The sequence below is a fragment of the Actinosynnema sp. NPDC050436 genome (genome assembly GCF_040655415.1).
Lineage (GTDB): Bacteria > Actinomycetota > Actinomycetes > Mycobacteriales > Pseudonocardiaceae > Actinosynnema.
This window is the reverse complement of sequence record NZ_JBFAJV010000007.1, coordinates 193,977-217,372: the sequence shown is the minus strand read 5'-3', so window position 1 is coordinate 217,372 and position 23,396 is coordinate 193,977. Positions and strand designations below refer to the sequence as shown.

Annotated in this window: 22 protein-coding genes; 17 read left to right on the top strand and 5 right to left on the bottom strand. The window is 72.3% G+C overall.

Annotated features, from left to right (window positions below; genetic code table 11):
• Positions 1 to 74: 74 nt before the first annotated feature.
• From AB0I60_RS19490 to AB0I60_RS19465, 6 genes are all read left to right on the top strand, one after another.
• Positions 75 to 323: a lasso RiPP family leader peptide-containing protein gene (locus tag AB0I60_RS19490; RefSeq protein WP_360731657.1), complete on the top strand. Its 249-nt coding sequence runs from the start codon at positions 75 to 77 to the stop codon at positions 321 to 323.
• A 112-nt stretch (positions 324 to 435) separates the two neighbouring features.
• Positions 436 to 2,262: an asparagine synthase-related protein gene (locus AB0I60_RS19485; RefSeq protein WP_360731655.1), complete on the top strand. Its 1,827-nt coding sequence runs from the start codon at positions 436 to 438 to the stop codon at positions 2,260 to 2,262.
• Complete coding sequence (locus AB0I60_RS19480; protein ID WP_360731654.1) at positions 2,259 to 2,525, top strand: lasso peptide biosynthesis PqqD family chaperone; 267 nt, start codon at positions 2,259 to 2,261, stop codon at positions 2,523 to 2,525. The genes AB0I60_RS19485 and AB0I60_RS19480 overlap by 4 nt, the downstream gene beginning before the upstream one ends.
• On the top strand, positions 2,522 to 2,941 hold the full coding sequence (locus tag AB0I60_RS19475) for a lasso peptide biosynthesis B2 protein (RefSeq protein ID WP_360731652.1): 420 nt from the start codon (positions 2,522 to 2,524) through the stop codon (positions 2,939 to 2,941). Before AB0I60_RS19480 ends, AB0I60_RS19475 begins: the two co-directional genes overlap by 4 nt.
• A gap of 9 nt (positions 2,942 to 2,950) precedes the next feature.
• Positions 2,951 to 4,747, top strand: coding sequence for an ABC transporter ATP-binding protein (locus AB0I60_RS19470; protein WP_360731650.1), 1,797 nt, complete (start codon positions 2,951 to 2,953; stop codon positions 4,745 to 4,747).
• Between the two features lie 630 nt (positions 4,748 to 5,377).
• Positions 5,378 to 6,055, top strand: a complete 678-nt coding sequence (locus tag AB0I60_RS19465; RefSeq protein ID WP_360731648.1) for a hypothetical protein — start codon at positions 5,378 to 5,380, stop codon at positions 6,053 to 6,055.
• A gap of 5 nt (positions 6,056 to 6,060) precedes the next feature.
• Here the strand turns inward: AB0I60_RS19465 and AB0I60_RS19460 are convergent, their stop codons facing one another.
• Positions 6,061 to 8,361 (bottom strand): excinuclease ABC subunit UvrA, encoded by a 2,301-nt coding sequence (locus AB0I60_RS19460; protein ID WP_360731647.1) that lies wholly within the window; start codon positions 8,359 to 8,361, stop codon positions 6,061 to 6,063.
• Between the two features lie 143 nt (positions 8,362 to 8,504).
• Positions 8,505 to 8,978 (bottom strand): DUF4082 domain-containing protein, encoded by a 474-nt coding sequence (locus tag AB0I60_RS19455; RefSeq protein WP_360731645.1) that lies wholly within the window; start codon positions 8,976 to 8,978, stop codon positions 8,505 to 8,507.
• 628 nt (positions 8,979 to 9,606) lie between these two features.
• Between AB0I60_RS19455 and AB0I60_RS19450 the strand changes: the two genes are divergently transcribed.
• The 5 genes from AB0I60_RS19450 (at position 9,607) to AB0I60_RS19430 (ending at position 15,088) form a co-directional block, all read left to right on the top strand.
• Positions 9,607 to 10,014, top strand: coding sequence for an SRPBCC family protein (locus AB0I60_RS19450; protein WP_360731643.1), 408 nt, complete (start codon positions 9,607 to 9,609; stop codon positions 10,012 to 10,014).
• Positions 10,015 to 10,202: 188 nt separating this feature from the next.
• Positions 10,203 to 11,360, top strand: coding sequence for a hypothetical protein (locus AB0I60_RS19445; RefSeq protein ID WP_360731641.1), 1,158 nt, complete (start codon positions 10,203 to 10,205; stop codon positions 11,358 to 11,360).
• A gap of 102 nt (positions 11,361 to 11,462) precedes the next feature.
• Positions 11,463 to 12,014, top strand: a complete 552-nt coding sequence (locus tag AB0I60_RS19440) for an EF-hand domain-containing protein (RefSeq protein WP_360731639.1) — start codon at positions 11,463 to 11,465, stop codon at positions 12,012 to 12,014.
• A 114-nt stretch (positions 12,015 to 12,128) separates the two neighbouring features.
• Positions 12,129 to 14,477 (top strand): molybdopterin-dependent oxidoreductase, encoded by a 2,349-nt coding sequence (locus AB0I60_RS19435; protein ID WP_360731637.1) that lies wholly within the window; start codon positions 12,129 to 12,131, stop codon positions 14,475 to 14,477.
• 29 nt (positions 14,478 to 14,506) lie between these two features.
• Positions 14,507 to 15,088: a dihydrofolate reductase family protein gene (locus AB0I60_RS19430; protein ID WP_360731635.1), complete on the top strand. Its 582-nt coding sequence runs from the start codon at positions 14,507 to 14,509 to the stop codon at positions 15,086 to 15,088.
• Positions 15,089 to 15,167: 79 nt separating this feature from the next.
• On the opposite strand, the gene AB0I60_RS19425 is transcribed toward AB0I60_RS19430, so the two are convergent.
• Entirely contained in the window at positions 15,168 to 15,998 is an 831-nt protein-coding gene (locus AB0I60_RS19425; RefSeq protein WP_360731633.1) for a serine protease, read from the bottom strand.
• A 267-nt stretch (positions 15,999 to 16,265) separates the two neighbouring features.
• On the opposite strand from AB0I60_RS19425, the gene AB0I60_RS19420 reads away from it, so the two are divergent.
• Complete coding sequence (locus tag AB0I60_RS19420; protein WP_360731631.1) at positions 16,266 to 16,829, top strand: EF-hand domain-containing protein; 564 nt, start codon at positions 16,266 to 16,268, stop codon at positions 16,827 to 16,829.
• Between the two features lie 37 nt (positions 16,830 to 16,866).
• Here the strand turns inward: AB0I60_RS19420 and AB0I60_RS19415 are convergent, their stop codons facing one another.
• Complete coding sequence (locus AB0I60_RS19415; protein WP_360731630.1) at positions 16,867 to 18,180, bottom strand: GAF domain-containing protein; 1,314 nt, start codon at positions 18,178 to 18,180, stop codon at positions 16,867 to 16,869.
• Positions 18,181 to 18,522: 342 nt separating this feature from the next.
• Between AB0I60_RS19415 and AB0I60_RS19410 the strand changes: the two genes are divergently transcribed.
• Complete coding sequence (locus AB0I60_RS19410; protein WP_360731628.1) at positions 18,523 to 18,936, top strand: hypothetical protein; 414 nt, start codon at positions 18,523 to 18,525, stop codon at positions 18,934 to 18,936.
• A gap of 26 nt (positions 18,937 to 18,962) precedes the next feature.
• Here AB0I60_RS19410 and AB0I60_RS19405 read toward each other — a convergent pair whose 3' ends face one another.
• A complete protein-coding gene (locus AB0I60_RS19405) occupies positions 18,963 to 19,541 on the bottom strand; it encodes a hypothetical protein (RefSeq protein ID WP_360731626.1) in 579 nt (192 codons plus the stop codon).
• A 192-nt stretch (positions 19,542 to 19,733) separates the two neighbouring features.
• Here AB0I60_RS19405 and AB0I60_RS19400 point away from each other — a divergent pair, with 192 nt between their 5' ends.
• From AB0I60_RS19400 to AB0I60_RS19385, 4 genes are all read left to right on the top strand, one after another.
• Positions 19,734 to 20,318 (top strand): TetR family transcriptional regulator, encoded by a 585-nt coding sequence (locus AB0I60_RS19400; RefSeq protein WP_360731625.1) that lies wholly within the window; start codon positions 19,734 to 19,736, stop codon positions 20,316 to 20,318.
• A 2-nt stretch (positions 20,319 to 20,320) separates the two neighbouring features.
• On the top strand, positions 20,321 to 21,877 hold the full coding sequence (locus AB0I60_RS19395; RefSeq protein WP_360731623.1) for an MFS transporter: 1,557 nt from the start codon (positions 20,321 to 20,323) through the stop codon (positions 21,875 to 21,877).
• A gap of 193 nt (positions 21,878 to 22,070) precedes the next feature.
• Positions 22,071 to 22,691: a hypothetical protein gene (locus tag AB0I60_RS19390; RefSeq protein WP_360731621.1), complete on the top strand. Its 621-nt coding sequence runs from the start codon at positions 22,071 to 22,073 to the stop codon at positions 22,689 to 22,691.
• 43 nt (positions 22,692 to 22,734) lie between these two features.
• On the top strand, positions 22,735 to 23,394 hold the full coding sequence (locus AB0I60_RS19385) for an RICIN domain-containing protein (RefSeq protein ID WP_360731619.1): 660 nt from the start codon (positions 22,735 to 22,737) through the stop codon (positions 23,392 to 23,394).
• Positions 23,395 to 23,396: the final 2 nt, after the last annotated feature.

Genomic DNA, 23,396 nt, shown 5'->3' with positions numbered 1-23,396 from the left:
CGACACCGGCCACGCCAGGCCGAAATCCCTCCTCGAAAGCGCATGGAGAATCACGATTTGCCTGACGTCGCTCGATGGGATCAACCCGTCCGCCAGGCATTCCCAACAGCCTCGGAGTGCGTAATCTGGCCATCGCACAGAACGCGCGATCCCGTGCAGACAACAGCCCAGCGGTATCGGAGACGAACGAGGAGAGGGGGTGCGCGATGTACTCGAAACCGACGTTGCTGAAGCTCGGTTCGTTCGAGCGACTCACCAAGCACAGCCGTCCGATCTTCAAGGACCGGGACCACCGTCGCCGTCCACGGCACATCCTGCTCTGACCAGGATTCGACCACGAGGTGGTGCGGGCCCGGTGCACGACCGGCCCGCACCACCCCGTGCCGCGACCACGCCGCCCCGCCACGTCCGGGCCGCACCGAGGGGGAACGTCACGTGAATGCCGTCGGTCCCGCCGACGAATGGCTGGTCGTGCTGCCCGACCACCCCGAGTCCCACTCGATCGCCGCGACGCTCGACGCGCCCCGGCGGGTCGACCACCCGTCCGGCCGCCCCTGGCTGGTGGGCCGGTGGGACCCGGTGGACCTGCGGGTGGGCACGGCGGGCCGGACGTCGGTCGCCGCGCTGGGGTTCTGCTCCGCCACGCCCGAGCGGCTCACCGCGCTCGCCGCCCGCACCGAGCACGCGAGCGCGCTGGACGGGTTCACCGCGCCCGGGTGCTTCCACCTGCTGGCCTCCGTGCGCGGCACCGTGCGCGCCCAGGGCACGCTGTCCGGCCTGCGCCGCGTCGTGCACGCCGACGTCGGCGGCCTGACCGTGGCGGCCACCCGCGCCGACGTGCTCGCCCGGCTCACCTCCGCCGACCTGGACCGGCGGCGGCTGGTGCTCAAGCTCCTGCTCTCCGAAGTCCCGCTGCACACGGTGAACGCGCCGCTCTGGGAGGGCGTGCGCGCCGTCGACGAGGACTGCTGCCTGGTGCTCTCCCCCGCCGGTCGCGGGCGGTCCCGCCGGCGCTGGGAACCACCGCCCGCCGACCTGCCGCTGGCCGAGGCCGCCGGCGCGCTGCGGGTCGCGCTCGCCGACGCGGTGCGCGCGCGGCAGGACTCCGGGCTGACGGTGACCGCCGACCTGTCCGGCGGGCTCGACTCCACCACGCTGTGCTTCCTCGCCTCGCGCGGCGGCCGGCCGCTGACCACCGTGACCAGGCTCGGCGCCGACCTGGGCGACGACGACCCGCTGTGGGCCGACCTCGCCGCCGGGTACCTGCCGAACCTGCGCCGCCTCACCGTTCCCCGCGACCGGCTGCCCAGCCACTACAGCGACGTCCTCGACCGGCTGCCCGCCACCGAGGAGCCGTTCCCGGGCGTCGAGGACCGCCCGATGTACCGGACGCTCGCCCGCCTGGTCGGCGACCAGGGCTCGCAGGTCCACCTCACCGGCGACGGCGGCGACGAGACCCTGATGGGCGGCGCGTCCGGCGTGTTCGAGCTGCTGCGCCGGCACCCGCTGACCGCGTGGCGGCACCTGCGCGCGTACCGGGCGCTGGAGCACCTGCGGTGGCGCGACATCCTGGGGCACGCCCTGGACCGGCGCGAGGACTACCCGGGGTGGCTGGCCCGGCGGGCCCGCGCGCTGGAGGCGTCGCCGCTGGACCGGGAGACGGCGGCCACCCTCGTGCAGCTCCCGCCGTGGGCGACGCCGGAGGCCGTCGAGCTGGCCCGCGACCTGCTGCTGGAGGAGGCCGCGACCACCCGGCGGCACGGCCGGGACTGGACCGCGCACCACACCGTCTGGGGCATCCGGACAGGCGCGAGCCTGGTCCGCGCGACCGTCCCGCTCTACGCCGCCGAGGGCACCCGGATCACCTCGCCCTACCTGGACGACGCCGTGGTGCAGGCGTGCACGTCCGCCCGCACCCACGAGCGCCGCACACCGTGGAAGTACAAGCCGCTGCTGGCCGAGGCGATGCGCGGCATCGTGCCGGAACCCTGCCTGGCACGGTCGACCAAGGCCGAGGGGTCCAACGTGGAGCACGACGGCCTGCGGGCCAACGTGCGGCAGCTCGCCGAGCTGTGCGCGGACTCCCGCCTGGGCCGGCTCGGCCTGGTGGACCCGGGCGTGCTGCGCGAGACCTGTACCAGCTTCCGCATCCGGATGTTCACCCCCTACGCCATCTCCACCTCGGTCAGCTGCGAGCGCTGGCTGCGTGACCTGGAACAACCCGCCGCCGTCGACGCGGCCACCCCGGAGGTCGTCCGATGACCCTGCACCTGCGCGAGGACGTGTCGCTGGCCGAGACCGGGGACGGCGGCGGCGTGCTGCTCGACCAGCGGTCCGGCGAGTACTGGCAGCTCAACCCGAGCGGGTTGACCACCCTGGTGCGCGGGCTCGCCGGCGACGACGAGGTGGCCATCGCCCGCACGCTGGTCGACCAGGACGGGTCCACCGCCGTGGACGACGCCGTGTCGGACGTGCGGGAGCTGGTCGGCCAGCTCCTGGACGCCGGTCTGGTGGTGACCGCGTGAGCTCGCCGGAGACCCTGTTCAGCGCGGCCCGGCCGCCGCTGCGCACGCGCCTGCTGGTGCGGACGGCGGTCGGCGTGGCGCTGCTGCTCTCGCACCTGCCGCCGCACCGGATCCGCCGGCTGCTCACCGCGCTGCGCGCCGGGGCCGCCCCCGCCACCACCGACCAGGCCAGGGCCGCGCGGTCGGCGGTCATCGCGGTCAGCCTCACCTGCGCCGGCAAGGGCTGCCTACCCCGCTCGATCGCCACCGCCCTGGTGTGCCGGGCGCGCGGCGCGTGGCCCACCTGGCGGGTGGGGGCCCGGACCTCGCCGTTCAGCGCGCACGCCTGGGTCGAGGCCGAGGGCAGCGCGGTGGACGAGGGCGAGCAGGTGCTGGCCTTCGTCCCGCTGATCACCGTCGCACCACAGCACCGCTAGGGAGACCGGATGAGGAACGGCGTGCGTCCGCGCGGGGCAGCCGACGAGGACGACGAGCCGGACTTCGCGGACGGAGGAGCACGACGGGTCGGCTGGCGCGACCTGGTGCGGGTCACCCGGGGCCACCGGGGCGTGATCGGCGCGGCACTGGGCCTGTCCCTGGTCGGCGGCGTGATGGGCCTGGCCCAGCCGCTGCTGGCGACCCGGACCATCGAGGACTTCTCCCACAGCCGCCCCTTCCAGGTGTCGCTCGTCCTGCTGACGGTGGTGTTCGTGGCGGAGGCGGTGATCACCGCGTTCGGCCACTACCTGCTGGAGCGGACCGGCGAGCGGATCGTGCTGGGGCTGCGCAGGACCATCGTGGCCCGGCTGCTGCGCTGGCCGGTGCGCCGCTACCAGGAGCACCGGCTCGGCGACCTGCTCACCCGCACCACCAGCGACACCGCGCTGCTGCGCGACTCGCTGGCCTACGACCTGGTGGAGGCCGGCGTCGGGGTGTTCATCGTGGTCGGCGGCATCGCCATGATGATCTTGCTCGACGCCACCCTGTTCCTGCTCGTCGCGGTCATCGTCGGCACGATCGGCGGGCTGACCACGCTGCTGCTGGCGGGCATCCGGCGCTCGGTGGAGGACGCGCAGGACAACCTCGGCGGGATGAGCGCCGAACTGGAGCGCGCGCTGTCGGCCATCCGCACGGTCCGGGTGATGCGCGCCGAGCAGCGCGAGCAGGAGCGGATCGGGCGGCTGGCCGAGGAGTCGTACGCGAACAGCATCCAGGCCGTGAAGCGCAACGCGGTGATCAACCCGGCGATGACGCTGGCCACGCACGGCGCGATGATCAGCGTGCTGGTGATCGGCGGGCTGCGGGTGGCGGGCGGGCAGTCGTCGCTGGCCGAGCTGGTCGGGTTCCTGCTCTACGTCACCTACATCGCCACGCCGCTGTCGAACATGTTCGACGTGTTCGCCACCCTCCAGCGCGGCCTGGCCGCGCTCCAGCGGATCAGCGCCGTGACCGACGTGCCCACCGAGGACGAGGAGACCACCGGCGCGGCCGGTGCCCGCCCGCGCAGGCCGGCCCCGGACCCGGACGCGCCGGCGGTCGAGTTCCGCAACGTCGGCTTCGCCTACCAGCCGGACCGGCCGGTGCTGCACGACGTGTCGTTCACCGTGGCGCGCAACAGCCACGTGGCGCTGGTCGGGCCGTCCGGCGCGGGCAAGTCGACGGTGTTCGGCCTGATCGCCCGGTTCCACGAGCCGCGCACCGGGCGCATCCTGCTGGGCGGGCGGGACCACGTGGCGGAGATGACCGTGCGGGAGTGCCGCGAGGCGATCAGCCTGGTGGAGCAGAGCGCGCCGGTCATGCACGGCACGCTGCGGGAGAACGTGACCTACGCCGAGCCGGGCGCCTCCGACGCCGAGGTCGCGCGGGCGGTGCGGCTGGCGGGCCTGGAGAGCCTGGTCGACCGCCTGCCGCTGGGCCTGGACACCCCGGTGGGCGAGCACGGCAGCACGCTGTCCGGCGGCGAGCAGCAGCGGGTGGCGATCGCCCGCGCCCTGCTGCCCCGCCCGCAACTGCTGCTGATGGACGAGCCGACGTCCCAGCTCGACGCGGCCAACGAGGCCGCCCTCGCCCGCACCATCGAGGACATCAGCGCGGAGTGCACGCTGCTGGTGATCGCGCACCGGCCGTCCACGATCCGCGCGGCCGACCACGTGGTCGTGCTCGACGGCGGCCGGGTGCAGGCCACCGGCCGCTACCCGGAGGTGGCGCACCTGCTCGGCGAGCAGCCGAACCTGGTGGGGTGACGGCCGGCCAGCCACCCGGCCTCGGCACGCCGGGGCCGGGCGGCGGCGGGTCCGCCCGCGTTCCAGGAGCGTCGTAGCCAGGTTGATGGCGGCGAGGTGGACGGTGGCCTGGTAGCGGAGGACGAGTTCGTCGTAGCGGGTGGCCATGGCCCGGTGTTGTGTGGGCAGGTTGACACCGCACTCGACGGCGTGGCGCTGGGGGTATGCCCGGGGGTCGAACGCGGGTGGTCGTCCGCCGCGTGTGCCCTTGTCCTTGCGGTGGGCAGTTTGGTCGCGGGGTTGGTCGATGGTCGCCTTGATCCGGCGGTGCCGCAGGTAGGCGCGGTTGCACGTGGAGCTGTATGCCTTGTCTGCCGGCACACGGTCCGGTCGGGTCCGGGCCGGTTGCGCGCGCCGGCGGCGTGCCGGTGCGCCCGCACGATCGTGGAACCGACCGACACGTCCCACCCGATCAGGCCGGCGGCGTCGGCACCGGCCGGCAGCCCGGTCACGATCGCCTGCCACTGCTCCACTTCGTTCCGGTCTTGCGGGTTTCTTGGTCGTCGACCCGTCCACCGGAGACCTCGATCCGTCTGCAACAACGACACCTGCGGTCACCTCAGCTTTGAAACACGCGTTAGGTTGGTCGCCGTGACAGCACGTCCTGTGGCGGCTCCGGAAGCGGTCGCGTTCTTCCAGGCGTCCGCCGGGTTCGTCGAGGGCGCGGTGGCGGACGTCGCGGCGGAACTGGCCGCGTGGCGGGCCGAACTCGGCCTCGGTCCGCGCACCCGGCGGGTCCCCGGACCGCTGGCCGCGCAGCTCCCCCACCTCAACCCGCTGCTGCCCGGCCTGCGCCCGAGGGAGCTGCTGGTGCAGCACGGTTCGTGGGTCGCCTACTTCGACAGCTACGCCCACGCCACCGACGCGACGAGCACGTGCTCGGAGCTGGCCCGGCGGCTGGGCGTGCGGGCGTTCGGGGTGTCCCGGGTCGCCGAACCGATCCGCTGCGCGGGCATGGAGGCGCGGCTGGGCGTGCAGTTCCGGCTGTGGGGGCCGGGCGGCACGACGCCGGAGGGGTACGTGCGCACGATCGACGTCATCGAGGACGGCGGGCGCCGGCACTGGGGCGCGTCCGGCGAACCGCAGGCGTTCGAGGACACCGCGCGCTACGCGAACCCCGACATCCGGCAGCGCTTCACCGTCGAGGTGCTCGACCGGTACTGCGCCGCGCTGGGCGTCGACCTGACCGACGACAGGAGCTACGGCAGCGGAATCCTGGTGGAGAGCCGGCTCGAGCAGCGGGGCCCGCTCCGGGAAGTGTGGATCTGACCGGTTCAGTGCACCGCCCCGATCGCCGCTGCCAGCGCCAGGCCGGTGAGCGAGTCCGGCCGCGCGGCCAGTTCGGCGGGCGGGCCCTCGAAGACCAGCCGGCCGCCCTCGGAACCCGCGCCCGGACCGATGTCGATGACGTGGTCGGCGCGGACGACCACGCGCATGGTGTGCTCGACCACGACCAGGGTCGCTCCCCCGTCGACCAGGTCGGCGAACAGCGTGTTGAGGGTGTCGACGTCGTCGGGGTGCAGGCCCGTGGTCGGCTCGTCCAGCACGATCCGGTCGGCCCGGTCGCGGCGCGGGTCGCTGAGGTGGCGGGCCAGCAGCAGCCGCTGCTTCTCGCCGCCGGACAGGGTGTCGAGCGAGCGGCCCACCGCCACGTAGCCCAGGCCGGTGCGCTGCACCCACGACATCGCGCCCGCGATGTCCGCGTGGTCGGCGAACAGCGCCGCGACCTCCGCCGGCGGCGCGGCGAGCACGTCCGCGATGGACCTGCCGTCCAGCCGCGCCGCGAGCGCGGTCTCGTTGAAGCGCAGCCCGCCGCACTCGTCGCACGGCGTCGAGACGTCGTCCAGGAACGCCAGCTCGGTGGTGATGTGCCCCTTGCCCTTGCAGGTGGGGCACGCGCCGCGACCGTTGAAGCTGAACCACGACGGGTCCAGCCCCGACGCGGCGGCGAACGCGGAGCGCACGGCGTCGGCCACGCCCAGCACGGTCAGCGACATCGACCGGACCCCGCCGCGCAGCGGCTCCTGGCCGACGACGGTGAAGCCCGGGTGCTGCTGCGGCAGCTCGACCGTGGCGAACGAGCTCTTCCCCGACCCGGCGACACCCGTCACCGCCGTCAGCACGCCGAGCGGCACGTCCACGTCGAACCCGGTCAGGTTGTGCGAGCGGGCGCCGACCACCCGCGCGGTGCCGTGCGCCGGCCGCACCGCCGACCGCAGGCGCAGGGGCTGGGCGAGCAGCCGCCCGGTGGTCGTCCCGCTGTCGCGCAGGCCGCCCGGTGTGCCCTCGAACTCGATCCGGCCACCGTCGGCACCGGCACCGGGCCCCAGGTCCACCACGTGGTCGGCGACGGCGATCACCTGCGGGTGGTGCTCCACGACCAGGATGGTGTTGCCGCGCCGGCGCAGCCGCTTGAGCAGCTCCACCAGGCGCTTGATGTCGGCGGGGTGCAGCCCGGTGCTCGGCTCGTCGAACACGTAGGTCACGTCGGTGAGCGCGCTGCCCAGGTGCCGCACGATCTTCACCCGCTGCGCCTCGCCGCCCGACAGCGTCGAGGACTCCCGGTCCAGCGTGAGGTACCCGAGCCCGACCGAGAGCAGGGCGTCGAGCACGTGGCGGATGCCGGCGAGCGCCGGGGCCACGCGCGGGTCCGCGAAGCCGTCGAGCATCCCGCGCAGCTCCGAGACCGGCATCCGCACCCAATCCACGATCGACAGCCCGTCGACCAGGCTCGCCCGCGCCGCCGGGTTCAGCCGTGAGCCCCCGCAGTCCGGGCACTGGTGCGTGGTGACCAGCTCGTCCAGCTCCGCGCGGACCGACGCCGACATCTTGGAGCGCCCCTGCTTGAAGTAGACGTCCCGCATCCGGGTGATCACGCCGTCGAAGCGCGCGCTCTGCGGGAAGCGCGGGTCCGGGTTCTCCAGCTTGAGCTGGTCCGCGTAGAGGAACTGGTCCATCTCCTCCGGCGTGTAGTCCTTCAACGGCTTCGACCGGTCGAACAGGCCGGCGTAGGCGAAGCGCTTCCACCGGTACACGCCCGGCCGGAAGATGCTGAAGCGCACCGGCCCCTGGTCGATGGTCTTGTCCGGGTCGATCAGCCGGTCGACGTCGATGTCGTGGACGGTGCCGAGCCCCTCGCAGTTCGGGCACATCCCGGACGGGTCGTTGAACGAGTAGGCGGGCGTGTACCCCGCCGACGGCTCGCCGATCCGGGAGAACACCAGCCGCAGCAGCGGTGCGATGTCGGTGGCCGTGGCGACCGTGGAGCGCGAGTTGCCGGTGAAGCGGCGCTGGTCGATCAGGACGGTGAAGGTCAGGCCGTCCATCGCCTGCACCTCGGGCGCGGGCATCTGCGGCAGCCGGGCACGGATGAACGTCGAGTAGGAGTCGTTCACCAGCCGCTGCGACTCGGCGGCGATCGTGTCCAGCACGAGCGAGGACTTGCCGGAGCCGGACACCCCGGTGAACACGGTCAGCAGATGCTTCGGCACCTCGAGGGAGACGTCGCGGAGGTTGTTCGTGCGTGCTCCGGTGACGACAATCCGGGGGCTGCCGGCGGGATCGACTGAGACCATGCCCGAACGCTACCGGCCACCACCGACATCGGCGGGGCGCAGCGGACACCACCTGCGCCACAGCACTTCCCGCCGCGAGCAGCGGACACAGTGGAGTGATCCTCGATGGTCGGGCGCGCGGAACCCGCGCGCCCGACCGGTCGTCAGGACGAGGTGAAGACGGGGCTGACGAGGTAGTTGCTGTCGTGCCACGTCGAGGTCGGGAACTGTTCGTCGTAGGCGTGCACCCCGGCGTGCGGGGGCACGATGAACGGGGACTGCCGCAGCGTCGCCGTGTGCAGCGTGTGGTGGCTGACGTAGGGGCCGAAGAGCGAGATGTCCACCACGTACTCCTGACCCGGTGACACGGCCACGGGTGACGGGAACGTCCAGTCGTTACCGCCGCCGCCCGCGATCCTCCGGGAGGCGAGCACCGTCCCGTCCGAACGCCACAGGCGTGCCAGGTGCGTGGACGGGTCCTGGCCGTGCCGGATGCCGGTGATGAAGCCGGGCCGGTCGACGGAGAACCTGAGGCCCAGCGTGACCCGCCGGTTCTCGTCCTCCCAGCGGTTCGCGTTGCGCGGACCCAGGTCCGGCGTGCACGGCGTGCACGCGCCGGTGGGGATGGGCGCGGGCACGCCCACGTCCAGCGTCGTCGGAGCGGAGACCGCGCCGTGGACCGTGTCGGTGTTGACGCGGCTGACGATCGTGTAGACCCGGGCGCGGTGGGCGTGAACTCGTACGCCCAGGTGTGGCGCACCGGCACGTTCTCACCGCCGACGCCGCCGCTGAAGTGCCCCCACTCCCAGGTCTGGCCGCCGTCGACGGAGACCTGGTACTCGGTCACCGGGTCCGCCCAGCAACGCCCGTGGTCCCCGGAGCCCAGGACGAGCACGGACACGCCTGTTCGGCGGCCTGCGCCGTACCACCGCCGACGACCGCGGACAGCGCGACCACGGCCACCGCCGCTCGCACTGACCGAGGTGATGACATGCACTCTCCTCAAAGCCGTGAAGGCGTTTCCAAGCCGAAGGTCGCCCGAGATCGCCACCCCGCTACACCCTCCGGCAACCGGCGCAACCCCTGCGCCTGCCCGCGCCACGACCCGCGCGTCCGACCTGCTCCTGCCGGGACCCGACCCCCTGACCGCAATCCTCGACCGATAGGCGGCAATTCCGCGCATTCCCGCCCCGCCACCCCGTTGAATACCGTCGATCCCATGAGCGACTACGACGTGACAGCCGACTCGGCGGCACCCCGTCGGCGGTGTGGGCCCTCCTGCTGGACGCGCGCAGCTGGCCCACGTGGACCGCCATCGACGCGCTGGAGCCCGACCGGTCCGCCGGCCTCTCGGACGACGGGCGCGACGGCGTCGGGGCGACGCGCGCGTTCCGCACCGGCGACGTCGTGACCAAGGAGCGGATCACGGCCCTCGACCCCGAACGCGAGTTCCGCTACGAGGGCGTCGAGATCCCGTTCATGTCCGACTACCAGGCCACCGTGGAGTTGCAGGAGCTGCCCGGCACCGGCACCCGCATCCACTGGCACGGCACCTACTCGGTCGCGGTGGCGGAGATGAGCGAGACGTTCCCGGCCTACCTCCAGGGCTTCATGCAGGACATGGCGAACGGGCTCGCGGCGCAGGCAGCGCTCAGCGCGCAGGAAGTGGGCTGAACGGCAGGACCGCGTCCACAGGGTCGACCTCCCGCCGGTTGGCGTGCCGGCCCCGGAAGCAGCCAGGCACGCCAACCAGCCGCAACATGCTAGGCCATTCGGGTGCCATTTGGTGCCACCCGATGGCCGGAGAGCTTTACTCGATGTGACGACCTGGCGTGACCGGAGCATCGATCCCGGGAGTGGCCATGAGATCAGCACAGCGGAAGTCGTTGCCCACCACGGTGGTGGCGCTGCTCGTGTCCGGGCTGCTCGTGTCCGGGCTGCCCGCACCGGTTCCCGCCGGGGCGGCGACGCCGATCACCGAGTACGGCCCGGTGCCCTCCTCGCTGCCGGTCGGGGGCGCGTGCGAGGTGGAGTTCGACCACAGCGGGGCGCTGTGGGTCGAGCAGTACCTGAGCAGCCAGGTCGCCCGGTTCGACCCGGCCACCGGGCAGTTCGCCAACTTCTCCACGCCGATGCCGCTGTCGGTGCCCGGCGGCATGGACCTGGACCCGGCAGGCGACCTGTGGATGCCCCAGGTGACGGGCAACAGCCTGCTGCGCGTCGACACCGCCGACGGCTCCATGACCGAGTTCCCGCTGCCGTGGGCCGACGCCTTCGCCCTCCAGCCGCTGGGCATCCCGCTGCACAGCGGCCTCGGGCTGGCCAACGACCTGGCCCTGGGACCGGACGGCGCGCTGTGGTTCACCCTCGGCGGGCTGGACTCCATCGGCCGCTACGACCCGGCGACCGGGCAGTGGAGCAAGTACCGGGTGCCCGGCGAGGTGCTCGGTCAGGTCGGCGCTCTGTTCGGGATCATCAAACCGGGCCCCGGGCGCACCGTCGTGTTCGACCTGCCGCAGGTGAACAAGGTCGCCACCCTCGACGTGGACACGCACGTGTTCACCCAGTACCCGATGCCCACGCCGGGATCATTCCCGGTCGGCGTGCGCACCGCCGCCGACGGCACGATCTGGGTCGGCGAAGCCCTCGGCATGAAGATCGCCCGCATCAACCCCACCACCGGGCAGGTCACCGAGTACCCGCTGCTGGGCGTGGGCGGGTTGCTGACCGGCGTCCTCAGCGGACTGGGCGTCGGCAGCATCGGCAACCCGCTGCCGATGCCGGGTCCGATCGCCGAGGCCGGCGACGGCAACATCTACTTCTCGGTCAGCTTCCCCGCCCTGTTCGGGCTGGGCAACCAGATCGCGCGCTTCGACCCGGTCACCCACCAGGTCCGGATGTGGAGCACGCCCTCGTCGGCCTCCTACCCCTGCGACATCAACGTCCACCAACCCGGCGCGGTCTGGTTCGGGCTGCTGACCTCGAACAAGATCGGCAAGCTGGACATCGCCGCCACCTGACCGCGCCGCGCACGCGGTGGCCTCACCCGAAAGCGTGATCCGATCTCCCCGGTGGTCGCGCCGCTGGACGCCCGCGCCACGGCCTGACTACGTTCCCCGGTCGTGACCCAGGTTCAGGATCTCAAGTACCGGCAGTGGTTCAGGGGCGCGGACGTCGACGGCGACGGGGTCATCACCCGTCAGGACGTCCGGATGATGGGCGAGCGCTACATCGCGGCCCGGGGTGCCGCGCCGGATTCCGCAACCGCCCGCCGGTTGACCGACGGGCTGGACGCGTTCTGGACCGGCGTGATCGAGCCCATGGACCGGGACGGCGACGGGAAGGTCGACCTGCGGGAGATGACCGAGGGCTTCCGGACCGCGCTGGCCGACCCCTCCCGGTACCCGCAGCAGGTCGGGCCGGTGGCCGACTGCTACTTCGACCTGATCGACCTCGACGGGGACGACCGGGTCGACCAGGCGGAGTTCCAGCAGATCTTCGGCCTGGCGGGCAACGTGTCCCCCGAGGACAGCGCCGCCGTCTTCGCGGCGCTGGACCTGGACGGCTCGGGCGGGCTGGACCGCGCCGAGTTCCACCGGGCGCTCGCGGAGTTCTTCTACGGCGACGACCCGGACGACCCCGCCACCCACCTGTTCGGCCGGTTCACCGGCTGACGGCACCCCACCACCCGGGCGGTGGGTGCCCGTCGTCCTCGGAGCCGATTGCGTGCGCGGACCGTTACCATGAGTCACGGTGTTGTTGCTCGAAATCGGGAGGATGGTGCAACGATGGAACGACGGATGTCGGTTGCGACGCACTGGGGCAACTACACCGCCGTGGTCGAATCCGGCCGGTTGGTGCGGATCGAACCGCAGCCCGACGACCCCGCGCCGTCGCCGATCGGGCCGGGCATGGTGGCGGCGGCCGAGGACGGCGCCCGGGTATTACGCCCGGCAGTGCGCAAGGGCTGGCTGGACGGCGAACCGCGCACCCGCGGCACGGCCCGGGGTTCGGACGCCTTCGTGGAGGTGGGGTGGGACGACGCGCTCACCCTGGTGAGCGACGAACTCCGCCGGGTCCGCGCACAGCACGGCGACAACGCGGTGTTCGGCGGGTCCTACGGCTGGGCGAGCGCGGGCAGGTTCCACCAGGCGCAGGGCCAGCTCCAGCGGTTCCTGGCGCTGGGCGGGGGCTACACCGACTCCCGCAACACCTACAGCTCGGCGGCGCTGGAGGTCGTCCTCCCCCACGTCATCGGCGGCCACCCGTGGAGCTTCCAGTCCCGGATGCCGGTGTGGGACGAGATAGCCGAGCACTGCGAACTGGTGGTGGCGTTCGGCGGGCTGGCCCTGAAGAACAGCCAGGTCAACCCCGGCGGGCGGACCCGGCACCGGACCCGGGACCTGCAACGCCGGTGCCGCGACGCCGGGGTGCGGTTCGTCAACGTCAGCCCCATCCGCAGTGACACCGCGGATTTCCTCGACGCCGAGTGGCTGCCCGTCGTCCCCAACACCGACACCGCCGCGATGCTCGGCATCGCCCACACGATGCTGGTCAACGGCTGGCACGACGAGGACTTCCTCCGCCGGTGCTGCGTCGGCTTCGACCGCTTCGCCTCCTACCTGCTCGGTGAGCCCGACGGCACCCCGAAGGACGCCGCCTGGGCCGAGGGGATCACCGGCATCGGCCGCGACACGATCACCGACCTCGCCCGCCGCATCGCCACCCGGCGATCGCTCATCATGGTCAACTACGCGGTGCAGCGGGCGGACCACGGCGAACAACCCATCTGGATGTCCGTCGTGCTGGCCGCCATGTCCGGCTCGATGGGCCGTCCCGGCTGCGGCTGGGGCGCGGGCTACGCCACGATGGACGCGACCGGCGTCGCCCGGGACCACCCCTCCGTCGCGACGGTCCCCGAAGTCCCCAACCCCGTGGAGGACTTCATCCCCGTCGCCCGGATCGCCGACACCCTGCTGCACCCGGGCCGGACCATCGACTACGACGGGAAGCGCCTCACGCTGCCCGACCTCCGCCTGGTCTACTGGTGCGGGGGCAACCCGTTCCACCACCACCAGGACCTGCACCGGCTGACCCGCGCCTGGCAGCACCCCGACACGGTGGTGGTCCACGAAGCCTGGTGGAACACCACGGCCAAGTTCGCCGACATCGTCCTGCCCGTCGCCACCGGCCTGGAGCGCGACGACTTCGGCGCCGGGTTCGGCGACCCGCACCTCGTGGCGATGCCGAAGGTCCGCGAACCCGCCGGCGAGTCCCGCACCGACCACCGGATCTTCGCCGACCTGGCCGCCCGGCTCGGCTACGAGCAGGAGTTCACCGAGTCGCGCAGCGAGATCGACTGGGTGCGCCACCTCTACGAGCAGACCAGGGCCGGGTTCGCCGACCGGGTCGCCCTCCCGGACTTCGACGAGTTCTGGCGGGCTTCCAGCACCGAGCGGCCCCTGGCGACCGGCCCCTTCCCCGGCAGCTTCGAGGACCTCCGCTCGGACCCGGCGCGCTTCCCCCTGCCGACCCCGTCGGGTCGGATCGAGATCTTCTCCGAGGAGATCGACTCGTTCGGCTACGACGACTGCGCCGGACACCCGACCTGGTACGAACCGGCCGAGTGGCTCGGCGGCGACCTGGCCGACCGGTTCCCCCTGCACCTGATCTCCAACCAGCCCGCCTCCCGCCTGCACAGCCAGTACGACAACGGCGACCACAGCCTGGGCTCGAAGGTCCACGGCCGCGAACCCGTGACGATCAACCCCGAGGACGCCGCGCGGCGCGGCATCACCGACGGCGCGGTCGTCCGCGTCCACAACGACCGGGGCGGCTGCCTCGCCGGCGCGATCCTGTCCGACGACGTCATGCCGGGTGTCGTGCAACTGTCCACCGGGGCGTGGTGGGACCCGGTCCGGCCGGGTTCGAGCGGAACCCTGGACCGCCACGGCAACCCCAACGCCCTCACCGCCGACCGGCCCTGCTCGCGCCTGTCCCAGGGCCCCAGCGCCCACACCGCGCTGGTCGAGGTCGAGCTGTACACCGAGCCCGTCCCCGAACTGCTCGCCTTCACACCGCCGGACCTCGAACACCGGCACGGCACCACCGGTCCGAGCCGGCTCACGACAGGCTAGTTTGGGCGCCCCGCAGCGGAGGAGGGCCCGTGGGCAAGGTGGTCATGTACAGCTCGGTGTCGGTGGACGGCTTCGTCGCGGACGAGGACGACCAGCCCGGACCGCTGTTCGAGTGGCTGTCCGGCGGTGACGTCCCGTTGGACGACAGCGGTGTCGTGAAGGTGTCGCAGACCTCCTACGACTACACCCGGCCGTACTGGGACCAGATCGGCGTGACAATCGTCGGCCGCCACGTGTTCGACCTGACCGACGGCTGGGACGGGAAGCCGCCGGGCGGGATCGACCACGTGGTCGTCGTGACGCACCGGCCCGCGCCCGAGGGCTGGGACGCCGAGGCCCCGTTCCACTTCGTGGACGGCGTCGAGGCGGCCGTGGCCACGGCGCAGCAACTCGCGGGCGACCGCCTGGTCGAGGTGGCCGCCGGCGACGTCGGTGGTCAGGTGCTGGCTGCGGGCCTGGTCGACGAGGTGCGCATGGACGTCGTCCCCGTCGTGTTCGGGTCCGGCAAGCGCTACTTCGGGTCGGTGCGGGCACAGCACCTGCTGGAGGACCCCGACGTGGTGATCCGGGCGAACCGGGTGCTGCACCTGCGCTACCAGGTGCGCCGCTGACCGTCCTCGGTGATACGACGGGTGCCGCCGCGCGGAAGCTGCGGCGGCACCCGACCACACCGGACGCTCCACAGTGGAATCAGCGCTTGCTGTGAATCGTCTTGTGGATCCAGCCGGTGTAGGCCGTCGCGTTGGTGTAGAGCCCGGGGCCGTTCGCGCACGGCCCGTCTCCGTCACCGGGGCCGAGCGTCACGCCGATCAGCTCCCAGCGGCCCCAGTCCCCCCGCTGGACCTGCGGCCCGCCGGAGTCACCGGAGCACGCCATGGCACCGGCCTTCCGGCTGATCGTGCACAGCCGCGTGCGGTCCGCGAAGCCCGGCGCGCACTCGGACTCGGCACCGCGCCGGGCGTCGAGCTGCTGGAGCCGCTCGGGGAACTTCCACCCGTCCGGACCGCTTCCCTCGGTCGTGGTGCCGAACCCCAGCAGCCGCGTCGGGGTGCCGGGCCTGCCCGCCCGCTCGGCGATCCGGATCGGCTGGTGCGCGACCGGTCGGTCCAGGCGCAGCAGCGCGACGTCGTTGCGGTTCGGCTTCGCCCCCTGCCCCACCTCGTAGCCGGGGTGGCGCACGACGCGGTCGATCTTCCGGACGGTGCCGCCGGACGTCCGCCGGTCGCTGCCGACGCGCACGGTCCCGTCCATCACCGCCCCTCCTTCCCCCTGCTCGACGCAGTGCCCCGCCGTCAGCACCCACTGCGGGTGGATCAGCGATGCCCCGCACACGGCCTTAAAGTTGCCCGCCGAGGGCACGGTCAACGGGATCGAGGCCATGAACGGGTACCGCTCGGTGGAGTCCTTGCCGTTGACGATGGCTCCGGCGGAGCCGGTCATCGCCGTGGTGGCGAGCGTGCCCATCAGCAGGACGCCGGCCACCCGAACCACTCCACGGCGCACGGACTTCAGTCTCGACATGCTCTTCCTTCGCACTGGGAACGACGAACGAGACCGATCCTTTCCGTTCACCGTGGACATGACCATGCGCGCAACGCGTCTATTGGCAGGGCGACAACGTGACCATTCGTGGTAGCGCCTGCGCTACCCGGGAACCGGTCGACCGCTTTCGACACAGCGCCGTCCCGCGCCGTGCGGTAACCTGCCAACGCTGACGGGCCGTCGACCCCTGAAGCGCGAACGTGCCGAGAAAACCATCCCTGCCTTCGCCGGACCGAGGTGGAATCGATGGCGCACGACATCACCGATCGCAAGTTCAGCATCCTGTTCGACTGGTTCGACCACACCGGTGACGGTCGGCTCACGCGAGCCGACTTCGACCAGATGGCGCAGGTCTTCGCCGCCGTGGCGCCGGAGGACGACCAGGAGAACCGCACCGCCCTGCGCGAGGCGTTCACCGGGTGGTGGGACGTCCTGCGCGACGCCGGCGCCGCCGATCCCGAGGAGCGCGTGAGCCGGCAGGCGTTCATCGACGCCATGCGGACCGCCGTGACCCGGCCGGAGAACTTCGAGCGCCTGATCATGAACATCGTGAACGCGCTCATGCGGGCGCTGGACACCGACGGCAGCGGCACGCTCAGCGCCGACGAGTACGTCCGCATGTACGACGCGCTCGGCATCAGCCCGGAGACCTCCGCCTCCGCGTTCCGGCGCCTGGACCGCAACGGCAGCGGCAGCATCGACCACGACGAGTTCCGGGCCGCCATCGGCGAGTTCTACCTCAGCGCGGACCCCGACGCCCCCGGCAACTGGCTGCTCGGCAGCCCCCTGTCGGCCGACGTGACGGGGTGAGCCCGGCGCGCACCCGACCTCCCGGGCGTGCGGGGGTTCAGCCGGTGCGGGGTGCGGGCCGCCGGTTGACGTAGGCCGCCAGACCGCCGAGTTCCTCGCTGGCGATGAACGCCGAGCGCACGTTGAGCAGTGCTTCCTCGGCGTGGTCGTGGCAGCCCCACGCCGCGTCGCCCCAGGCGTCGGCGACCTTCAGCTCGGCCGGCGCGGCGCACCCGTCGGCACCGCCGAGTTGGCAGTGCTCGGGGTGCGGCACGGCGGCCTGCTCGGTCGCGGCGGCACGCATCCGCTCGGCCAGTTCCGCAGCGGCGACGGCACGGTGCTCGGCGTCGGCGCGCAGCTTCTGCTCCGCCCGCACCGCCTCGGCCAGGTCGGCGCGAGCGGCTTCGGCGCGGGTCTCGGCGTCGCGTCGCGCCAGCTCGTCGTGGTGGCGCTCGATGGCCAGTGCCGCCGTGCCGGCGAAGACGCGGGCCAGGGCGAGGTCGGACTCCTGCGGCGCGCGCGGGACGCGGTGGTACATGGCGAAGGTGCCCAGCAGGCTGCCGTCGCGGGCCAGGATCGGCGTCGACCAGCAGGCGGCCAGCCCGGCCCGGTCGGCCAGCTCCCGGAAGTCGTCCCAGAACGGGTCGGTGCCGATGTCGGTGACGACGACCGGTTCCCCGCGGTGCGCGGCCGTGCCGCAGGAGCCGACGCCCTCGCCCGTGGCGATCCCGTCGATGGCCTCGTTGTAGAACGCGGGCAGGCTGGGCGCGGCCCCGTGCAGCAGGTGCCGGCCCTCGGCGTCGGCGAGCAGCACGGACACCAGCACCTCCTGCGGCGCGAGGTCCTCGATACAGCGCGCCATCCCGTCCAGCACCTCGCTCAGCGGCGCCTGCCGCGCGATCTGCTCCAGCAGGGCGCGGTGCTCGGCCATCAGGAGCTGGGCGTGCTTGACCTGGGTGGTCTCCACGCCGATCACCGTGATCCCGACGACCTCGCCCGCCTCGTCGCGGCGCGGCTCGTAGGTGAAGTCGAAGAACGCCTCCCGCGCGTGCGGCCCGGCGCCCAGCACGATCCGGACATCGCGGCCGGTGTAGGGCTCCCCGGTGCGGTGGACCTGGTCGAGCAGCGCGATGAAACCCTGATCCGCCAGCTCGGGCATCAACTCGGCGAGCGGCACCCCGGTGCGCGCCCGGTCCTCGCCGATGGCGGCGAAGAACGCCGGGTTCGCCGCCTCCACCAGGTGCACCGGCCCCGCCAACGAGGCGAACACCGCGATGGACTGCCCGAACAGGACCCGGAGGTCCTCCTCGGCAGCCTGCCCGGCAACCCGGGGCAACGCGGTGCCCTGGCGAGAACCTGATGCCGCAGTCATGGTGTGGTCCGTTCCTCGATCTGTTGCGGACAGCTTAATACCGGCCCCACAGCCGAATGCGGGACGGCCCGGCTGCCCCTGCACGCGGGAGTCGGGACGTGAGGCGTTGGAGGCCGGCAGGCGTGCGGCGACCCGGTCGGCGGGCAGGCGTCGGGGGCGACGCCGAGTGCTTCGAGGAACCCGCCGGACCCGTAGAGTCGCCGAGGGAGCTGAAGCCGCGAAGCCGAAACCCGCCATTCCAGCCCTCCAGCCTTCCAACCCAAGGCCCTCGACCCCGTGCCGCTTCACCGCATGATCGACCGCCGTCTTCCCCACTGCCCGATCGGCTGAGTAGCGACTACGATGACCATCACCCACCGGCGCACCGACGTCGTGGAAGCGTCCAGAGGGTGCTTCCTCCTCGAAGCCGACGAGCTGCCACAGCACGGCAAGCCCGCCCGATACGGCACCCTGCTCGTCGACCCGGGCTCGGGCCAACTCGAACTGCTCACCGACCGCGAGGACGGCCCGGTGGAACTGACCGTCGAGATCCACGACGGGCCTCCGCCCGCCTCCCCGCAACCCTGGCGGGAGACCGTCACCGCGACCGTGCGCTGGGAGCGGACGACGCCAGCCCGGATCAACCAACTCGACATCGACATGGCGGAGGACTGGGAGATCCCACTCCCTTCACCTCACTTCGCCATCCAGGCACACTGCCGCGAAGTGGGCGAGCGGGAGATGTGGTTGCTGCGCCTGTGGCCGGCAGTCGACTGACCACATGACTGCCGGCCGCGCACAACTCAGACCCCCTTGATCCGTTCGATGAGCTCGTCGCGGTACTCCTGCACCTCCTGGAACTCCGGCTCGTCACCGGTCGCCCGCCGCAACGCGCCTTCCAGGATCTTCAGCCCCTGACGTTCGTCGCCATGCGCGTCCGCCTGCCTCGCCGCGTTCTCCAGGGCCTTGGCGAGTTTGGTCTGCGCCGCGGGTTCCGTGGTGGCCTTGGTGATCCGGATCCAGTTGCCGCCCGGATCCACGACGGTGAACCCGGTGTACCGGTCGTTGCGCAGCCGGGGCCGGGTCATGCGCGGGATGCCGGAGACGAGCAGCTTCCCGTGCACGGCCCGCATCCCCGCCGCGAACGCGTCGAACAGGTCGCCGATGTCCTCCACGACGACCAGGCACGTGCTGTACGACTGCGCCGGGTCGTAGCCGTCCATCCCGAAGAAGTGCAGGTTGATGTCTTCCCGCCGCACCGCGATGTGCGGGTTCGGCCGCGTCTGCCGGTAGGTGATCCCGAAGCCGAGCATCTCGTAGAACGACCCGATCTCGTCGATGGAAGGACAGGGCAGGAGCGGAATGGTCACTTCGTTCGCCACCGCCCGAAGCTAAGCCCGAACCGGCCGAAACGACACGGACCTCTTTGCTCGTGCGAACACCAGCGCTCCTCGAACTGCACCGACGACGGGCGATCCACGAGGTCTCCGTGATCCGGCGCACCACCGACAACCCGCCCCGGGCCACATAGTGTACAAAAGTACATGTACATATGTTCTTTAACTGGAGGCGGCATGGGCGAGCACGAACCGGCGGACCCCCGACCGAGGAAGCGGGACCCCGAAGCGCGGCGACGGGCGATCCTGGACGCGGCGGCGGAGATCACCGTGGAGCAGGGCGCGGCGGCGCTGACCCACCGGGCGGTGGCGGCGCGGGCCGGGGTCGCGCTCGGGTCCACCACCCGCTACTTCGAGTCGATCGACGACCTGCGCGAGGCGACGCTGCGGATGCTCGGCGACGAGGTCGACACCTACCTCGCCCAGGTCGAGCAGGAGCTGTCGACCTGTGACGACCCCGCCGAGTGCCTCGCCGCGTCCATGTGCGGCTTCCTGGTCGACACCCGGCAGGTGCACGCCTCCGTGGCACTGGTCACCGCAGCGGCCTCGGACGCGAGCCTGCGCTCGCTCGCGCTGCGCTGGACCGACCGGCTCGCCGACGTCCTCGCCGAGCACGTGGGCCGGGAACGGGCCGTCGCGGCCGAGGTCTACCTCGACGGCACCGTGATCCACGCCGCCCTGCACGACGTCCCGCTCAGCCGGGAGACCGTCACCCGGGTCCTGCGCGCGATCTTCACCATGCCCGACACCGGAGGTCGGTAGCCATGTCCGCGCACACCACCACGCCCGAGCCCGTCCCCGCGCTGTCGCGCGGCCGGCGCTGGGCCGCGCTCGCGGTGCTCAGCGCGAGCCTGCTCGTCATCACGATGGACATGACGATCCTCAACATCGCGCTGCCCGAGATGGCCGCCGACCTGCACCCCACCTCGGCGCAGCAGCTGTGGTTCGTGGACGCCTACTCCCTCGTGCTGGCCGGCCTGCTCGTCTCCGTCGCCGCGATCGCGGACCGCTGGGGGCGCAAGCGGACGCTGGTGCTCGGCTACGCCGTCTTCGCGGCGGCCTCCCTGCTGGTGCTGACCGCCGACTCCGCCGAACTCGTGATCGCGGTCAGGGCGCTGCTCGGCGTCGGCGGCGCGATGGTCATGCCGACCACCCTGTCGCTGATCCGGGTCGTCTTCACCGATGCCGAAGAACGCGCCACCGCCCTGAGCATCTGGGCCGCCGTGTCCGGTCTCGGCGCGGTCGTCGGCCCGCTGGTCGGCGGGTTCCTGCTGGACCGCTTCTCCTGGCACGCCGCGTTCCTCGTCAACGTGCCGCTGATGGTGGTCGGGGTCATCGCGGCCGTGCTGCTGCTGCCCGAGTCCCGCGCGACGAACCCCGGCCGGTGGGACGCGCTCGCCGCCGTCCTCTCGCTGGTCGGCATGGTCGCGTTGGTGTGGGCGATCAAGCAGTTCGGCGAGGAGTCGAGCCTCGCGGTGCCGTCGGCCTGGCTCGCCCTCGCGGTCGCGGCGGTGACGTTGACCTGGTTCGTGCTGCGCTGCCTGCGCAGCGACCACCCGCTGCTCGACCTGCGGCTGTTCCAGGGTCGCCAGTTCTCCGCCGGCATCATCGCCGCGCTCGGCGCGGTGTTCTCCCTGATCGCGGCGCTGCTGCTGGTCGCCCAGTGGCTCCAACTGGTCGAGGGCGTCAGCCCGATCGAGTCGGGCGTGCGGCTGATGCCGATCGCGCTCGCCGGTTCGGCGGCCTCGCTCGCCGCCCCGCCGCTGAGCCGCCTGATCGGCTCCCGCGCCGTCCTGGCCGGCGGACTCGCGCTCGCCGGCCTCGGCCTGGTCTACCTCCGGCTCACCGGCGACCACCTCGACCTCACCCACATGACCATCGCGCTCTGCCTCGTCGGCGCGGGCACGGGAGCCCTCGCCATCGGCTCGGCCATGATCATGGGCGGCGCCCCGGCGGAGAAGGCGGGCAACGCCGGAGCACTGGAGGAGACCGCCTACGAGTTCGGCGGCACCCTCGGCGTGACGGTCCTGGGCAGCACCTCGGCCCTGATCTTCCGGGCGCAGTTCACCGACAGCGCGGGCTTCGACGCCCTGCACCAGGCGGATCCGGCCCTCGCCGGGCAGGCGGAGGAGTCCCTGGGCGCGGCGGTCACGATCGCCACCGAGCTGGGGATGCCCGACCTCGCCGCCCACGCGACCCGAGCCTTCACCCACTCCCTCCAGACCACCGGACTCGTCGGCGGCGGCATCATGCTCGCCGTGGCACTCGTGGTGTTCTTCCTGACCCCGAAATGCACCGACGTCGCCAAAGCCGCGCACTGACCCACCACGCCACGGTCACGCGTGACCTGCGGACATAGCCGCGATCTATGGGCGCATCGACGCTGCGCCTTGGACGGCCCCGGCGAGCGCGCCCGACACTGGGCCGACGCGCACGGTCCCGCTTCCCCTCGGAATCCGCAGCGGGACCGGCGCATCCCGCCGCAGCAACCCGCATCCAGCGAAGGGGAACAGCATGGGAATCCGAACGAGGGCCCGCAGACGGCTGGGCGCACTGGTGGCCACGCTGGCGGCGGTCGTCCTGGCGTCGTCGGCGTCGCAGGCGCTGGCCGACGACCCGAAGACCGGCGGGGCCGGCACCGGCTGCTTCGACGGCACCAGGACCCGCGTGCTGGAGGGCAAGGCTGGGGCGGCCTGCGCCCCGACGGAGACCACCGTGACCTGGAACGCGGCCGAAGTCACCGCCATGCGATGGACCTCGGGCAGCATCACGGCGCTGCCCAGGGGTGCCGGGGCGCGCGTGCGCGTCGGGTCCCAGCCCATCGACCGGAAGCTGCCCGCCGGGTCGTGGGTCATCGGGGCGGACGTCCTGATCGCGAACTCGCTGGAGCCGCCCACCTCGTTCCGGTGCTTCATGGAGACCTGGAACGAGCACGTGTTCGTCGGTGGCCAGCTCCAGGACTGGGGCGGTGCCGGCGGCTGGCACCGGACGCTGACCATCCGCGCCCTGGTGACCCTCACCGCGCCGGACTTCGTGGACGTGTTCTGCTCGCACGACCAGGCCGTGCAGACCGGCGGGGTGTTCCAGGCCGAGAGCGTGGACGTGATCGCGCAGAAGGTCGACTCGGTGTTCTGAAGACCGGCTCAGAGTGGCGGACCGACCAGCGCGAGGAAGCAGAATGTTCCGGAAAGCCTTGTGGATCCCCATTGTCATCGCCGCCTGCGCGGTGCACGTCGGTGCCTCGCCCGCGACCGCCGCCCCCACACCGGGCACCGCCGTCGCCGCCATCGCCGCCGACCTGCCGCCGGCCGATCCCGGTTTCGGTTTTGGTGCGCGACAGGTCACGGCCCAGACGCCGCCCCGGTTGTACGGGCCGTACAACATCCGTGCCCAGAACAGCGGCAAGTGCCTCGACATCGCCGGTGGCCCCGGCGCGCAGAGGGACGGCGACCCCGCCGTCATCTGGGACTGCCTCGGCCGCGACCAGGGCAACCAGCTGTGGTTCTTCCGGACCACCGACGAACAGTACGTGTACACCCTCCACGTGTGGCACAGCAACAAGTGCCTGGACATCGCGGGCGGTACCGGCGCGCACAGCGACGGTGACCGGGCGCAGCAGTGGACGTGCCTCGGCCCCGCCCAGACCAACCAGAAGTGGCGACTGTACGGGTACTCCGTCGACGACCGCACCATTCACCGGCTCGTCGCGGTGCACAGCGGGAAGTGCCTCGACGTGGCAGGCGGCGTCGGTACCGTGTCGAACGGCACCATCGTGCACCAGTGGACGTGCCTCGGCGACCACCAGACGAACCAGCGCTGGTACCTGACCACGCCGTAGCG